Consider the following 14,072-nt stretch of genomic DNA (forward strand, 5'->3'; position numbering starts at 1 on the left):
GAGACGACAACGATGGCACAACAATCCATTTTTCTCGACGAGGATCCACAAGAGACTCGCGAATGGCTCGAATCCATTGAGTCGGTGGCAAGCGTCGAAGGGCGCCCTCGCGCTCACTACCTGATCGACCAGATGCTTGATTTCGACGCCAACCGCCACGGCGATTTCTACGGCCGAGTGACGACCCCCTACGTCAATACGATCCCGGTCGACCGCCAGCAGCCCTATCCTGGCGACCTGGCCGTCGAGCGCCGGATCAACGCCTATATCCGTTGGAATGCACTGGCCATGGTGCTGCGCGCCGGCAAACATTCAAACGTGGGCGGGCACATCGCGTCCTATGCATCGGCGGCCGTTTTGTACGACGTCGGCTTCGAGCATTTTTTCCGTGGCCGCACCGAGCAATTCGCTGGCGACATGGTGTACATCCAAGGCCATTCTTCACCCGGCATCTATGGACGCGCCTATCTGGAAGGTCGCCTGAGCGAAGAGCAGCTGGACAACTTCCGCCGCGAGACTGACCGCGACGGTGTTTCGTCCTATCCGCATCCACGGCTGATGCCAGACTTCTGGCAGTTTCCAACGGTCTCCATGGGGCTCGGACCGATCACCGCCGCGTATCAGGCCCGGTTCATGCGCTACCTTGAAGATCGTGGCCTGAAAGAACACCAAGGCCGCAAAGTCTGGGCGTTTCTCGGTGACGGTGAAATGGATCAGCCGGAATCGCTGGCGGCCATTTCCCTGGCGGGCCGGGAGAAGCTCGACAACATCATTTTTGTCGTCAACTGCAACCTGCAACGCCTGGACGGTCCGGTGCGTGGCAACAGCAAGGTGATCCAGGAGTTCGAAAGCCTGTACCGGGCGGCCGGCTGGAATGTCATCAAGGTGATCTGGGGCAGTGGCTGGGATGCCCTGCTGGAAAAGGACAAGAGCGGCCTGCTGCGCCAACGGATGATGGAATGCGTTGACGGCGACTACCAGAACTATAAATCCCAGAACGGCGCCTATGTCCGTGAACACTTCTTCGGCAAGTATCCCCAGTTGCTGGAGCTGGTCAGCGACCTGAGCGACGACGACATCTGGAAGTTGTCTCGCGGTGGCCACGATCCGGAAAAAGTCTACAACGCCTATGCCGCTGCCATGCGCCACACTGGCGGGCCGACAGTCATTCTGGCCAAGACCGTGAAAGGCTTCGGCATGGGCGAAGCGGGTGAAGGCCAGAACATCAATCATCAACTCAAGAAAATGGGCGACGAGGCGGTCAAGGCGTTCCGTGACCGGTTCGCACTGGCGCTCACCGACGACCAGTTGGGTGACATGCCTTATCTCAAACCCGCCGCGGACAGCGTCGAAGCCCTCTACCTGCAAGCCAGGCGGACCCAGTTAGGCGGCTATATCCCGGCGCGTTTCAACGCCGTGGCGCCATTGCAGGTGCCACCCTTATCAGCGCTGGATACACAGCTCAAAGGCACGGGCGAACGGGCGATTTCCACCACCATGGCGTTCGTGCGCATCCTCGGCACGCTGCTCAAGGACCCGAACATCGGCAAGCTGATCGTGCCCATTGTGCCGGACGAATCTCGCACCTTTGGCATGGAAAGCCTGTTCCGCCAGATCGGCATTCACTCCCATGTCGGCCAGTTGTATACCCCACAAGACGCCGGCCAGTTGAGCTACTACAAAGAAGCCCGGGACGGCCAGATCATGCAGGAGGGGCTGAACGAGTCCGGCGGGATATCTTCGTGGATCGCCGCAAGCACGTCCTACAGCACCCATGGCGTGATGACGGTGCCGTTCTACATCTTTTACTCGATGTTCGGCTTCCAGCGCGTTGGCGACCTGGCCTGGGCGGCGGGCGACGCACGCGCTCGCGGCTTCCTGCTCGGGGCGACTTCCGGCAGGACGACGCTCATGGGTGAAGGCCTGCAACACGACGACGGCCATAGCCACGTGCTGTCCTCGACCATCCCGTGTTGCGTATCCTACGACCCGACCTACGCCTACGAACTGGCGGTGATCATCCAGGACGGTATGCGGCGGATGTACGCTGAAAACGAAGACATCTTCTATTACATCACCGTACTGAACGAAAACTACGCCCACCCACCGATGCCCGAAGGTGTCGAGGAAGGCATTCTCAAGGGCATGTACCGCCTCTCGGCGCCGGAAAAACCTGTCGAAGGCAAGCATGTGCAGCTGATGGGTTGCGGTTCAATCCTTCAGGAAGTCGTTGCGGCGGCCCAATTGCTGGAACAGGATTTTGCTGTCAGCAGCGAAGTCTGGAGCGTGACCAGCCTGACCGAACTGCGCCGTGACGGCCAGGAAGCCGAACGCTGGAACCTGCTGCATCCCGAGCACGCGCCGCGCGTCGGTTATGTGGAAAGTTGCCTGCACGACAAACAGGGCCCGGTGGTGGTCGCGACGGACTACATGAAGATTTTCGCCGACCAGATCCGCCCGTTCGTACCCAAGCGCCGCTTCGTGGCCCTGGGCACGGATGGTTTCGGTCAATCGGACACTCGCGAGTCGCTGCGCAGATTCTTTGAGGTGGACCGTCACTTCATCGCCCTCGCGGCGTTGAAGGCCCTGGCCGACGACGGGCAAATCCCAAGGGGAAAAGTCGCTGAGGCGATCACACTTTATGGGATCGATCCGCAAAAGCAGAACCCTGCGAAAGTTTGACCCCACGATCAACCTGTGGGAGCGAGCTCGCTCCCACAGTGGATGGTGATGCAGGTCATTGCGCCTTCAGTTCGACCACACCCCGGACTCGCTGCAACATATTGATCAAATGCAACCGCATCGAAGCCCGTGCTGCTTGCGCATCGTGCCGCGCCAACGCCGCGTAGATCTGCTCCCGCTCGCGCACCACCAGTGCCCGGTTCTGGCCTGTCACCGACGGCCCGGCCTGTTGCACTACCTCGATCAACGTGTTGCCCACATGGGCCATGGCATCGATGAAAAAGCTGTTGCCGGTGCACTGGGCGACCTGCCGATGAAACTCGAAATCGACCCGGGCGCTTTCCTCATCCGTTGGATCAAGCGCATTCGCCGCATCGAGCGCCTCACGCATCGTTAGCAACTGATCCGGCGTGGCGCGTTGCGCAGCGATACCCGCAGCTTCCACTTCCAGGCTCAGGCGCAGCTCGATCACGGCCAGCGCGTCATAAGCACCACCCTTGACATGTTTGCCGCCCTGGAAATCTCCCGGGCGCGCGGTGTCCACCACAAACGTGCCGATGCCATGTCGGGTTTCCACCAAGCCTTCAGCCTGGAGCCGGGACATGGCTTCACGGACAACAGTCCGACTGACGCCACGCTCCTTGATGATCACCTGTTCCGTTGGCAACTTGCTGCCCGCAGGCAGGTCGCCCGTGAGTATCTGCTGCGTCAGGTCGACCACCAGTTGCTGAGTCATGCTCAGGCGTCGATCGGTTGTGACACGCTCCATTGCACCTATCCATCAAGCCAGACGATCGCGGCATTATAGCCGCGACCTTGCCTCAAAACTCACTATAATGCCCGCTGATCTCACTAGAGCACGCCGATGACGGACCAAGCGTTATCTCCATTGAACAAGCCGCGCCGCCTGGCCGAAACACTGGTCGACCGTTTTGCCCAGCGCATGCGCGACGGCATCCTGAAATGTGGCGAAAAACTGCCCACCGAAGTGCACATCATGGAAGCCGAAGGCGTCAGCCGTTCGGTGGTGCGCGAGGCATTGTCGCGTTTGCAGGCGGCGGGGTTGGTGGAGACGCGCCATGGCGTCGGCACGTTTGTTCTGGATATGCCGGCACCGGAAGGGTTTACCCTCGGGCCAGCGACGATTGCCACATTGTCCGACGTGCTCAACTTGCTGGAGTTTCGTCTGAGCCTCGAAGTGCAGGCCGCCGGCATGGCCGCCGAACGCGCCACGCCCGAAGCCCTGGCCGAACTGGCCCAGGCGTTGGATGCGTTGTTGCAAGGGCCGGAAAAATCCGGCACCACCATCAACGCCGACTTTCAGTTCCACTTGAAAATCGCCAAGGCGGCCGGCAATTACTACCTGATCGACATCATGAAGCACCTGGGTACGAAGCTGATCCCGCGCACCCGGATGAACTCCGCCTACTCAGGGCAAAGTGATCGCAGCGCCTACCTGCAGGGGATCAATGCCGAGCACCAGCAAATCTTCGATGCCATCGCCAGTCGCAATGTCGATGCGGCGCGGGCGGCCATGTACCTGCATTTGAGCAACAGCCGCATGCGCCTGTGTGAAACCCAACAACGCCAGGCGTTCTACAACGACTAAATGCTTGTAGGCCCCTGTGGCAAGGAAGCTTGCTCCCGCTTGGCGCGAAGTGCCCACAAAGAAGGACTGCTGCGCAGCCCAGCGGGAGCAAGCTCCCTCGCCACGCAATTCAACTATTGCTCGAATGAGCAGTGCCGCCTCACAACTTAGAAGAAGCTGTATTTAACGCCGACCCGCAACCGCAGTTGTCGATCACTGTCCACCGAGTTGACCTTGATATCACCCACTTCAAAGAACGGCGCCCAGCGTTTATCCCACTGGTATTTAACCACGGCATTCTGCTCATAGTCGTCAGTACCGCCGTTATAGCGAATGTAGTCGGCGTCGAAGTAAGTCAATTGATATTCATAGGCCCACGGTCCTTGAGGACCGTAGTTGACATAAACATCGTAACGGTTGACCTTCTGGTCGTCCTGCCCATTGTGCGGAACGTCACGGTCAATCTTGTCGCGGTCCAGCTTGGCTGAATCATAACGATAGCGACCGGCGATACTCAGCTCTTTGGTTACTCGGTAACCCAGGCGCAGGCCCAACTTGTAGGTGGTGGACTCCTCATCGCTGTCCAGGGCCAACGAAGGCGTCAGCGTCCAGCGATCATTGATCTTATGCTGGTAGTTGACGGTAAACTCATGGCCGCTGCCGACGGTATTGTCGAAGGCGACGTCTTTCCGGTCACCGGCCGTCTTGTATTTGAGTTCACCTTCCAGGCCCACGCCGTTATCCAGCCTGATGCCGAACTTGGCGCGGTCGGCATGCATTCGAGTCTTTTCAGCATATTGATGCCGGACATTGATATAACCGGTATCCGCCTGAGCGACAACCGAGGTGAACAACGAAGCGATCGACAAAACTACGAGGGTCTTTTTCATATTTTTTATTCTTGTAAGTTGAAATCATTAGTTGGGTTGAACGCCAAATCGCAGGCGAGCGCGTACGCGCATTGAAACGTGCGGTTCAACGTGTTCTGCGGTTTAAAACAGGTACAGCGGGTCAGTTACTTCAAACGGCAATAGGTACGCGTTGAATATCGCGACTGGCTTGCACCAACAGGCGCGTGTATTCATGGTCGGCGCCATTGTTCGCGAGCAAGTGACTGTCGAGTGTCTCCACTACCCTGCCCTGCTGCATCACCGCCAGCCGATCGCACAAATGCGCAACGACCGCCAAGTCGTGGGTGACCATCAAATAGGTCAGCCCTTCCTGACGACGCAGATCGGCCAACAGATTGAGGATTTCCGCCTGCACCGAGACATCCAGCGCCGAGGTCGGCTCGTCCAACAGCAATACCCGAGGGCGCAGGATCAGCGCACGGGCAATCGCCACGCGTTGGCGCTGGCCGCCGGATAATTGATGCGGGTAACGAAAGCGAAAGCTGTCGTTCAAACCAACCTTGCGCAGGATCTCGCTGACCTTCGGCCCACGCCCGTCGATACCGTGGATACGCAGTGGCTCCTGCAGCGCGGCGTCGATGGTGTAGCGCGGATGCAGCGAGGCGTACGGGTCCTGGAAAACCATCTGCACGGTACGGTAGTGGTCCAGCGGCAGCTTGCGCGTCACTGCCCTGCCGGCGATTTGCAGTTGACCAGTCCAGTGCTGGTATTGTCCGGCCAGGCAACGCAGCACGGTGGTCTTGCCCGAACCGGACTCCCCCACCAGGCCAAACGCCTCACCTTCGCCAACGCTCAGGTCCACGTCGTGCAGTACCGCGTTCAGTGCCGCGCCGGTGCCGAAACTGAGGTTCAGGCCGGTGATTTCGATCATGCTCATGACAGGCTCCTCAAGGATTCAACCAGTGCGGGTCGCGCTGCAACACCGGCAGCGTGGCGCGCGGATGGTCCAGGCTGGGCAATGCGGCCAACAGGCCTTGGGTGTAGGGATGGGTGGCGTTATCCAGGTCGGCGGCGGCAATCGACTCGACCACGCGGCCGGCGTACATCACCAGCACGCGGTCGCAGAAATGCCGTACCAGGTTCAAATCGTGGCTGATGAAAATCAGTCCAAGGTCACGCTCGCTGACCAGCTCTTCCAGCACGTTGAGCACCTGCCGGCGCACCGATACGTCCAAGGCCGAGGTGGGTTCGTCGGCGATGATCACCTGGGGATCGGTGATGACCATCATGGCGATCATGATCCGCTGGCCCATGCCGCCAGAGACTTCGTGGGGGTGCAGGTCATAGACCCGACGAGGGTCACGAATGTGCACCTTTGCGAGCATGTCCAAGGCCCGTTCCCGCGCTTGGCGATGGGGCACTTTGTGATGGGCAAGATAGGCTTCGGCGATTTGCTCGCCAACGCGCACCACCGGGTTCAGTGAATATTTCGGGTCTTGCATGATCATCGACATGCGCGCGCCGCGAATCGCCTGGATCTGCTTTTCGCTCGCGCTCAGCAAGTCGATATCGGCGAAGCGCAGGGTCTTGGCGGTGACCCGCGCCGTCGGCGGATGCAGACGCAAAAGGCTGCGGCCGACGGTGGATTTGCCCGAGCCGGATTCGCCGACAATGGCGAGTTTTTCCCGGCCCAGGTTGAACGACACATCACGCACCGCCAGCGAGGTTTTGCCCGCGTTGCGAAATTCCACGCACAAATCCCGTACCGCAAGTTTTATCTCAGTCATGACTTGTTCCTCAGGATTGGCTGCGGGGATCAAGGACGTCGCGCAAGCCGTCGCCCAACAGGTTGAAGGCCAGGCTGACCAGCATGATCGCCGCACCGGGCGCCGCCACCAGCCACCAGCTTTCGAGCATGTAGCGCCGCCCGGTGGAGATCATCGCCCCCCACTCCGGCAAGGGTGCCTGAGCGCCGAGGCCGAGAAAGCCCAGGGCGGCGGCGGTGAGGATGATGCTCGCCATGTTCATGGTCAGGCGGATGATCACTGACGACAGGCACATCGGAATGATGTGGCGCAGGATGATCCGGGGACTCGACGCGCCCTGGAGCTGGACCGCCACGACAAAGTCAGCGTTGCGCAGCGGCAGGGTTTCAGCGCGTGCCAATCGGGCTATCGGCGGCCACGCCGTCAGCGCGATGGCGATCACCGCGTGCTCCAGGCCCGGGCCGAGGGCAGCGATGAAAGCCAGCGCCAACACCAGGCTGGGGAACGAGATGAAGATGTCAGTGATGCGCATGAACAGGCTGTCGACCCAACCGCCGAAGTAACCGGAAACCGTGCCGACCAACAGGCCGATAGGGCCGACGATCACCGTCACCAGCAAGACGATGTACAGCGTGATGCGCGAGCCATACACCAGCCGGGCGAACACATCGCGACCGTACTCGTCAGTGCCGAACCAGTGCTCGCTGCTGGGCGCATGCAACGCGCCAGCAAGGTTCTGCGCCAAGGGATCGTGACCGGCGATCCAGGGCGCGAAGGCCGCGACCAGGATCAGGGTCGAGACGACGACCAGGCCGGCGAACGTCATCGGGTTGCGCAGCAGAAATCGCAGCAGCCGGGTGGCGCTGGCGACCAGCGCAGCCGTACTCGAAGCAGGCAGCGCGGCACTGCCGGCTGCGCTGGAAGCAAGGGGCAGGTTCATTAGCGAGTCCTCGGGTCGAAGATCTTGTAGAGCGCATCGCTGATCAGGTTCAGCGTCACGAAGATGAGGCCGATCAACAGAACGCAAGCCATCACCGCGTTCATGTCACCGAGCAACAGACTGCTCGTCAGGTACTGCCCGAAGCCCGGCCAGGCAAACACGGTTTCGATCAGCACCGCGCCTTCGAGCAACCCGCCGTAGGCCAGCGCAACAATGGTCAACAGCTGCACGCGAATGTTGCCGAAGGCATGGCCCCAGACGATCTTGCGTTGGGACAGACCCTTGACCCGGGCCGTGATGATGTACTCCTGGGACAGCTGTTCGAGCATGAAGCTGCGGGTCATGCGGCTGATGTAGGCGACCGAGTTGAAGCTGAGGATCACCGCCGGCAGCAGGATGTGCCGCAGTGCGCTGCGAAAGGCCTCCCAATCGCCGGACCAAGCCGTGTCGATCAACAACAATCCGGTGTGACTGGGGATCAGCCCGTCATAGGCCAGGCCGATCCGCCCGACGCCGCCGGCCCAACCCAGCCAGGCGTAGAACACCAAAAAAGCCATCATGCCGATCCAGAAAATCGGCGTGGAATAACCGAACAGCGTGATCAGCCGTGCGATATGGTCACCGGCACGGCCCTGATGGGTCGCCGCGTAGACACCCAGCGGCAGGCCCGCCAGCACGCCGAACAGAATGGCCAGGGTCGCCAGTTCCAATGTCGCCGGGAATACTCGGGCGATGTCAGTGATGACTGGATTGCCCGTCAGCAACGCCATGCCGAAATCACCGTGAACCAGATCGCCGAGATAGATAGCGAACTGGGTCCACAATGGCTTGTCCAGGCCGAGCTCTTTATATACCTGGGCATACGCCGAAGCGTCGGCGTCCGGGCCGACGATGGCCAGCACCGGGTCCAGGGGCATCACGCGTCCGATAAAGAAAGTCAGCAGCAGCAACCCCAGCAGCGTCACCGCCACCGAGCCGCCGCGCCGGGTCGCCGAAACGGCCCGGATGGTCCAGATTGAAAAGGATGCAGTCGACATATTCATTCCTGCCTTGCCCTGCGGCCGTCGATTTCAGCGCTGCTTGTAGACGTCCCGAAGGCGCGTGGTAGCGGCGGTGTGTCCGATGTAGTTGCGCACGTCAGCGTGGATCACCACCTCATCGACCATCTGTGAGACCGGCATGATTGCCCCGGCCTGTTGGTCATAGAGGGTCTGGACCTGGGCGTACATTTGCCGCTGACGCTCGGGGTCGCGCTCGCGCTCGGCCTGTTCGATCAACTGGTTGAGCTGCGGGTTGAAGAACGAGGTGCGCCAGCCCTGGAAGTTGCTCAACTTGGCTTCGGTGCGGTTGTCCGGGTTGTACACCAGAGCGCGCAGGCTCGAATGCGGATGGCGCTCAGCCCCGCCACCACCACGCCCCACGAGGATGTCGAACTGTCGGTCGCGCATCGCCCCGTAAATCTGGTTGCCGGTGCCGGTGATGATCGTCGCCTGGATGCCCGCCTGGGCCAGCGTCGCTTGCAGGCTGGTGGCGATGTTGATGAACGGCGGGTCGGTCAGCGAGCGAATGCTCACCTTGAAGCCTTCGGCATGTCCGGCCTCCGCCAGCAGCCGCTTGGCCTTGGCCACGTCCAGGCGATAACCCGGATCGTCCAGGCGCGCCGGCAAGCCCAACTGCATCGGCCGCTGGTTGATCACGCCGTAATGCGGCATCACCACATCGTTGATGCCCTGGTAGTCGATCAACAGACGGATCGCCTGGCGCACGCGGATGTCCTGGAACAGCGGTTGCTGCATGCTCATCGCCACGTAGTACAGCGTTCCGCGGGCGATGCTCTGAATGCGCACCTCGTCGACCTTGCCCAGCGCCTTGATGTCGGTGGCGGCCATGCCGCGCGCTACGTCCAGGTCACCCCGCTCGACCATCAGGCGCAACGCCTGTGACTCGGTCATGTTGCGCATGATCACCCGGCGCAACTTCGGCGCGCCGCGCCAATAGTCGTCATTGCGACTCATCAGGATCACATCGTTGGCCCGCCATATGTCGAGCTTGAATGCGCCTGACCCGGCCGTATGCGTAGCCAGCCAGGCCGCGCCCTGATCGTCACCGACCTGATGCTGCAAGGCCACCGAGCGGTCGACGATGAAGGCACTGGGCGAAGTTGCCAAGGTATTGAGCACCAGCAGCGGATCGGTGCTGCGCGCCAGCTCCATGACAAAGGTGTGCGGCCCTTCTGCCCGCATCAGTTTGACGACATTTTCGGCTGTGAAACCGTAAGCTTTCCAAGTCGAAGCCAAGGCGCGGTTGAGGATGACAACGCGCTGCAAGGACCAGGCGACATCCTGCGCAGTGAGCGGAGCGCCGGAGTGAAAGCGTACGTCGTCGCGCAATTGAAACGTCAGGCGCATCCGGTCCGGGCTGATTTCCCAGCTTTTGGCCAAGGCCGGAACCAGCGTGTCCGGCTGCGCCGCGTCTTGCTCCAGGAGCATGTCGTAGACGTTGGCGTTGACCTCGGCAACCTCCAGGCCCGTCGCGGCGGCCGGGTCCAGGGACAACAGGTTGATCATGCTCATGCCCACCACCAATTGGTCGGCGGGCGTTTCGCCTTTGGCCAGGCTGACGGGCACCTGCACTGTGCACAGCGCCACGATGACACACAGCAGCCTGGACAGGCGCTTGGGCCAGAGTTTCATGGTTCAGTCCTTTTTTATATTTATATAGACTTGCCGTCCGGGCCATTCAGCCCCGGACGCAGTGCGCCATCAATGTCGGGATAATGTGTTGGCTTCGATATAGGCGAAGTTGATGTCCTCGCCCAACCCCGGCCGATCAGACAGGTGCACATAACCGTCGGCGTCCATCGGATCGACGATGCTGTTGAGATGCGCCGGCACTTGCTCGTAATCGAGGAACGGGTGCAGCAGGCCACGCTCGTACCAACGACAATTGCTGATCGCCCCCACCACGGCGAGGTTCGCCGCGCCGTTGCCGTGGACTTCGCAATCCATGCCGAACGACTCGGCCAGGTGCGCCACTTTCAGGCAGGGCCCGATGCCGCCGACGCCGGCCACGCCGGCGCGCAGGATGTCACAGGATTTGTGCGTGACCCAACTGGCGCGGCTGTGGAATTTGCCGGCGATGCTTTCGGGGCCCAGCACCGGAATATCCAGGTTGGCCGCCAGCCAGGCGTAGGACTCGGCGGAGTCTTCCATCATCGGCTCTTCGAACCAGGCGAAATTCAACTTTTCCAGGGCCTTGCCGATGGTCAGCGCGTCCATGCGGCTGTACCAGTGGTAGCCGTCGAGCATCAGCGCGATGTCCGGGCCAACCGCTTCGCGCACGGCGGCGCAGGCCTGGATATCCATCTGCGGATTTGGCGCGAAGGAAATCGGCGGCATCCAGGTGTGCAGCTTGATTGCCTTGTAGCCGCGCTCGACGAGCTTTTCGGCAAACTGGCCGTACTCATCCGGCGTCGATAGACCGCCCGGCAGATCATCGCCGCACATCGTCGAGCCGTAGGCCAGGACTTTGTCGCGGTAACCGCCGATGAGCTTGTGCACCGGCAGCTTCAGCTTGCGCCCGGCCAGATCCCACAAGGCTTGTTCCACCAGGGCCAGCGCCCGGTCGGTGAACTGCCCTGCGCTACCGCGCTGCCAATGCGCCAGGTCCTGCCAGATGCGCTCACGGTCCATCGGGTCGCGACCGATCAGCACCTTGCGCACGAAGGATTCGATGATGTGCGGTCGAATCAATTCAGGCGTACCGAACGCATAACCCTCCGATCCATCGTCACAGCTGATCCGCAGCAGGGCCATCTTGATCATGACTTCGTCGCCGGGATGAGCGTGGCCGGCGCTGTCCTGGGCGCGACGCGACGGAGTGGAAAATATTTCGACGTGAACGCCTGTGATTCTCATAGGGAGGGCACCGTGTTGTTATTCATATTTGTATGTCGTCATACAACGTGTCCGATTATTTGGGCACCTTAGCCGGCATGTCAACCCATCAAATCAACGAAAGAAGAGATTTATCTTGTCCGGACAGCTTTTTACAACCATGACAATCTTAAGAAGTCGTCATACCACAAACCACTTCCTCGCCACGAATCAGCCCGTGCCCGTTGCGGGAATCATTGGCTACAGTGACTGGACTCATTGGCGCCAGAACTCATGCGGAGGCCGACATGAAGAACTTCAGCATCGAGCGCATCGACCACATCGTCTTGCGCGTGAAAGACATCGAACGCAGCCTCGCCTTCTACACATCGGTATTGGGTTGCGAGCTCAGGAAACGTCGGGACGAGCTGGGACTGATCCACCTCGGCGCCGGTGCATCGATGATCGATCTGGTGGACGTCGACGGGCCACTTGGCCGTCAGGGTGGCGAAGCAGCGGGCCAACAGGGCCATAACGTCGACCATTTCTGCCTGCGCATCGAACCGTTCGACGAACCAGCGCTGCTCGCTCATCTACACGCAGCCGGCCTGGAGGTCGAGAAAGCGCAAATGCGCTTCGGGGCGGAGGGTAAGGGCTTATCGATCTACTGCTGCGATCCGGATGGCAACCAGATCGAGTTGAAGGGGCCGTCGCTGGAGCCCTGAGCTCCAGCCGGCCTGCTGGGATCAGGCCAAGAGGTGCCTGGAGATGACCTTGGAGATTTCAACGATACCGGTCTTGCCGGTGAATTCGAACTTCACCTTGCCCAGGGACGAAAAGTAAATCTCCAGTTCAGAATCCAGGTCGAAGGTGCCGGAGGTTTCCACCGAGTACGCGACGATGTTTTTATAGGGCAGCGAAGTGAAGTCCTTTTTGCTGCCGGTGATGCCCTGCACGTTCACGGCAATGATGCGTTTGTTGGTAAAGACCACCCCATCGCGCATGGACTTGTAGGCGTCGATGACTTGTTCGCCGTCCAGCAAGAGGGCTGTGACGCGTTCGGCGTACTCATCGTTTTGCTTGAGCTTGAAGAAACCTTTGTTGTTGAAATCGATCATGGAGCGAAGTCCTTGCTGGTATTTGAGAACATCCTGCTTGCTTGATTCTGAAGGCCAGTCCCGGCAGGTGCCAAGCGATTTTACCCACCACGCCAAAACAGCCCGGCGGCCCGCATTTTATCTCCTAGACTTGCCATTGTTTGCTGTTCGCAGGGGCATCGAAGGTGTCCGTACGATAAACATAATTCCAAGAGATCCGCCATGCTCAAATCCTTGTGGAAAGCGCTCGCCTGTACATTGGTCATTACCGCATCGGGCGCCGCCATGGCAGCCGATCCCATCGTCATCAAGTTCTCCCACGTAGTCGCCGAGCAGACGCCGAAGGGCCAAGGCGCGCTGATGTTCAAGAAACTGGCGGAAGAACGCTTGGCGGGCAAGGTGAAGGTCGAGGTTTACCCCAACTCCACGCTGTTGGGCGATGACAAGGAGATGGAAGGCTTGCTGCTGGGAGACGTGCAGATCATTGCCAGGTCACTGGCGAAGTTCGAGCAGTACACCCGCAAAGTCCAACTGTTCGACCTGCCGTTCCTGTTCGATGACATCGCGGCGGTAGATCGCTTCCAACAAAGCCCCCAGGGCCAGCAATTGCTCAAGTCCATGGAGAGCAAGAACATCACTGGCCTGGCCTATTGGCACAACGGCATGAAACAGCTCTCGGCGAACAAACCGCTGCGCATGCCCAGCGATGCGCAGGGCCTGGTGTTTCGTGTGCAGACCTCCGCCGTGCTGGAGGAGCAGTTCAAGGCGGTAGGCGCCAAAGGGCAACCGATGATTTTTTCGGTGGTGTATCAGGCCCTGCGCGCGGGTGTGGTCAATGGCGCGGAGAACCCCTATTCGAACTTTTACAACCAGAAACTGAACGAGGTGCAGAAGTACGTCACCGAGACGGACCACGGCATTCTCGACTACATGCTCATTACCACGTCCGATTTCTGGAACGGTTTGCCAGCGGACATTCGAGTCGAACTGGACAAGATCGTGGTCGAGGCAACCGCCCATGCCAACAAAGAGGCGCAGCGACTGAACCAGCACGACAAGGAACGGGTTCTGGCCGCCAAGACCACCGAAATCACCACCCTCACGGCGGACGAGCGCAACGCGTGGCGCGACAAGATGAAGCCCGTTTGGGCGAAGTTTGAAGCAGATATCGGCCCGGACCTGATCAAGGCTGCCGAAGCGTCCAACAAGACGCAGTAAAGCCGCGCACTTGATGTCACAATGCCCCGGCAAGCTAATTTCTGCCTAGACTTGC

The 14,072-nt window shown here is 60.2% G+C and carries 13 protein-coding genes; 4 read left to right on the top strand and 9 right to left on the bottom strand.

Annotated features, from left to right (window positions below; all coding sequences use genetic code 11):
* Positions 1–12 precede the first annotated feature (12 nt).
* The gene (gene aceE, locus J3P76_RS20725; protein ID WP_434701184.1) at positions 13–2,682 is read left to right on the top strand and encodes a pyruvate dehydrogenase (acetyl-transferring), homodimeric type; all 2,670 of its coding nucleotides are present in this window, start codon (positions 13–15) and stop codon (positions 2,680–2,682) included.
* Between the two features lie 55 nt (positions 2,683–2,737).
* On the opposite strand, the gene J3P76_RS20730 is transcribed toward aceE, so the two are convergent.
* The gene (locus tag J3P76_RS20730) at positions 2,738–3,451 is read right to left on the bottom strand and encodes a FadR/GntR family transcriptional regulator (RefSeq protein ID WP_434650037.1); all 714 of its coding nucleotides are present in this window, start codon (positions 3,449–3,451) and stop codon (positions 2,738–2,740) included.
* 96 nt (positions 3,452–3,547) lie between these two features.
* Between J3P76_RS20730 and J3P76_RS20735 the strand changes: the two genes are divergently transcribed.
* Positions 3,548–4,291, top strand: a complete 744-nt coding sequence (locus J3P76_RS20735) for a FadR/GntR family transcriptional regulator (RefSeq protein ID WP_434609640.1) — start codon at positions 3,548–3,550, stop codon at positions 4,289–4,291.
* 146 nt (positions 4,292–4,437) lie between these two features.
* Here J3P76_RS20735 and J3P76_RS20740 read toward each other — a convergent pair whose 3' ends face one another.
* The 7 genes from J3P76_RS20740 to J3P76_RS20770 all read right to left on the bottom strand — a co-directional run bounded on the left by J3P76_RS20740 (position 4,438) and on the right by J3P76_RS20770 (position 11,744).
* The gene (locus J3P76_RS20740) at positions 4,438–5,160 is read right to left on the bottom strand and encodes an oligogalacturonate-specific porin KdgM family protein (RefSeq protein WP_434609638.1); all 723 of its coding nucleotides are present in this window, start codon (positions 5,158–5,160) and stop codon (positions 4,438–4,440) included.
* Positions 5,161–5,290: 130 nt separating this feature from the next.
* The gene (locus J3P76_RS20745; RefSeq protein ID WP_434701186.1) at positions 5,291–6,058 is read right to left on the bottom strand and encodes an ABC transporter ATP-binding protein; all 768 of its coding nucleotides are present in this window, start codon (positions 6,056–6,058) and stop codon (positions 5,291–5,293) included.
* Positions 6,059–6,068: 10 nt separating this feature from the next.
* A complete protein-coding gene (locus tag J3P76_RS20750) occupies positions 6,069–6,908 on the bottom strand; it encodes an ABC transporter ATP-binding protein (protein WP_434701188.1) in 840 nt (279 codons plus the stop codon).
* 10 nt (positions 6,909–6,918) lie between these two features.
* Positions 6,919–7,827, bottom strand: a complete 909-nt coding sequence (locus tag J3P76_RS20755) for an ABC transporter permease (RefSeq protein ID WP_420764110.1) — start codon at positions 7,825–7,827, stop codon at positions 6,919–6,921.
* Positions 7,827–8,864 (bottom strand): ABC transporter permease, encoded by a 1,038-nt coding sequence (locus J3P76_RS20760; protein ID WP_434701189.1) that lies wholly within the window; start codon positions 8,862–8,864, stop codon positions 7,827–7,829. The genes J3P76_RS20755 and J3P76_RS20760 overlap by 1 nt, the downstream gene beginning before the upstream one ends.
* 33 nt (positions 8,865–8,897) lie before the next feature.
* Positions 8,898–10,520: an ABC transporter substrate-binding protein gene (locus J3P76_RS20765; protein WP_434701190.1), complete on the bottom strand. Its 1,623-nt coding sequence runs from the start codon at positions 10,518–10,520 to the stop codon at positions 8,898–8,900.
* 69 nt (positions 10,521–10,589) lie between these two features.
* On the bottom strand, positions 10,590–11,744 hold the full coding sequence (locus J3P76_RS20770; RefSeq protein ID WP_420764107.1) for a mandelate racemase family protein: 1,155 nt from the start codon (positions 11,742–11,744) through the stop codon (positions 10,590–10,592).
* Between the two features lie 266 nt (positions 11,745–12,010).
* On the opposite strand from J3P76_RS20770, the gene J3P76_RS20775 reads away from it, so the two are divergent.
* Complete coding sequence (locus J3P76_RS20775; RefSeq protein ID WP_434701192.1) at positions 12,011–12,427, top strand: VOC family protein; 417 nt, start codon at positions 12,011–12,013, stop codon at positions 12,425–12,427.
* Between the two features lie 21 nt (positions 12,428–12,448).
* Here the strand turns inward: J3P76_RS20775 and J3P76_RS20780 are convergent, their stop codons facing one another.
* Positions 12,449–12,820, bottom strand: a complete 372-nt coding sequence (locus J3P76_RS20780) for a PH domain-containing protein (RefSeq protein ID WP_039592153.1) — start codon at positions 12,818–12,820, stop codon at positions 12,449–12,451.
* Between the two features lie 201 nt (positions 12,821–13,021).
* Between J3P76_RS20780 and J3P76_RS20785 the strand changes: the two genes are divergently transcribed.
* A complete protein-coding gene (locus J3P76_RS20785; RefSeq protein ID WP_434562385.1) occupies positions 13,022–14,017 on the top strand; it encodes a TRAP transporter substrate-binding protein in 996 nt (331 codons plus the stop codon).
* The last annotated feature ends 55 nt before the right edge of the window (positions 14,018–14,072 follow it).

This window comes from Pseudomonas sp. D1-36 (genome assembly GCF_051132205.1).
GTDB lineage: Bacteria > Pseudomonadota > Gammaproteobacteria > Pseudomonadales > Pseudomonadaceae > Aquipseudomonas.

Bases quoted from the DNA above. Each gene is read 5' to 3' on its own strand.
- J3P76_RS20780 (WP_039592153.1), bottom strand. From the start codon at position 12,820: ATGATCGATTTCAACAACAAAGGTTTCTTCAAGCTCAAGCAAAACGAT.
- J3P76_RS20750 (WP_434701188.1), bottom strand. From the start codon at position 6,908: ATGACTGAGATAAAACTTGCGGTACGGGATTTGTGCGTGGAATTTCGC.
- J3P76_RS20770 (WP_420764107.1), bottom strand. From the start codon at position 11,744: ATGAGAATCACAGGCGTTCACGTCGAAATATTTTCCACTCCGTCGCGT.
- aceE (WP_434701184.1), top strand. From the start codon at position 13: ATGGCACAACAATCCATTTTTCTCGACGAGGATCCACAAGAGACTCGC.
- J3P76_RS20730 (WP_434650037.1), bottom strand. From the start codon at position 3,451: ATGGAGCGTGTCACAACCGATCGACGCCTGAGCATGACTCAGCAACTG.
- J3P76_RS20740 (WP_434609638.1), bottom strand. From the start codon at position 5,160: ATGAAAAAGACCCTCGTAGTTTTGTCGATCGCTTCGTTGTTCACCTCG.
- J3P76_RS20785 (WP_434562385.1), top strand. From the start codon at position 13,022: ATGCTCAAATCCTTGTGGAAAGCGCTCGCCTGTACATTGGTCATTACC.
- J3P76_RS20775 (WP_434701192.1), top strand. From the start codon at position 12,011: ATGAAGAACTTCAGCATCGAGCGCATCGACCACATCGTCTTGCGCGTG.
- J3P76_RS20735 (WP_434609640.1), top strand. From the start codon at position 3,548: ATGACGGACCAAGCGTTATCTCCATTGAACAAGCCGCGCCGCCTGGCC.
- J3P76_RS20745 (WP_434701186.1), bottom strand. From the start codon at position 6,058: ATGAGCATGATCGAAATCACCGGCCTGAACCTCAGTTTCGGCACCGGC.
- J3P76_RS20755 (WP_420764110.1), bottom strand. From the start codon at position 7,827: ATGAACCTGCCCCTTGCTTCCAGCGCAGCCGGCAGTGCCGCGCTGCCT.
- J3P76_RS20760 (WP_434701189.1), bottom strand. From the start codon at position 8,864: ATGTCGACTGCATCCTTTTCAATCTGGACCATCCGGGCCGTTTCGGCG.
- J3P76_RS20765 (WP_434701190.1), bottom strand. From the start codon at position 10,520: ATGAAACTCTGGCCCAAGCGCCTGTCCAGGCTGCTGTGTGTCATCGTG.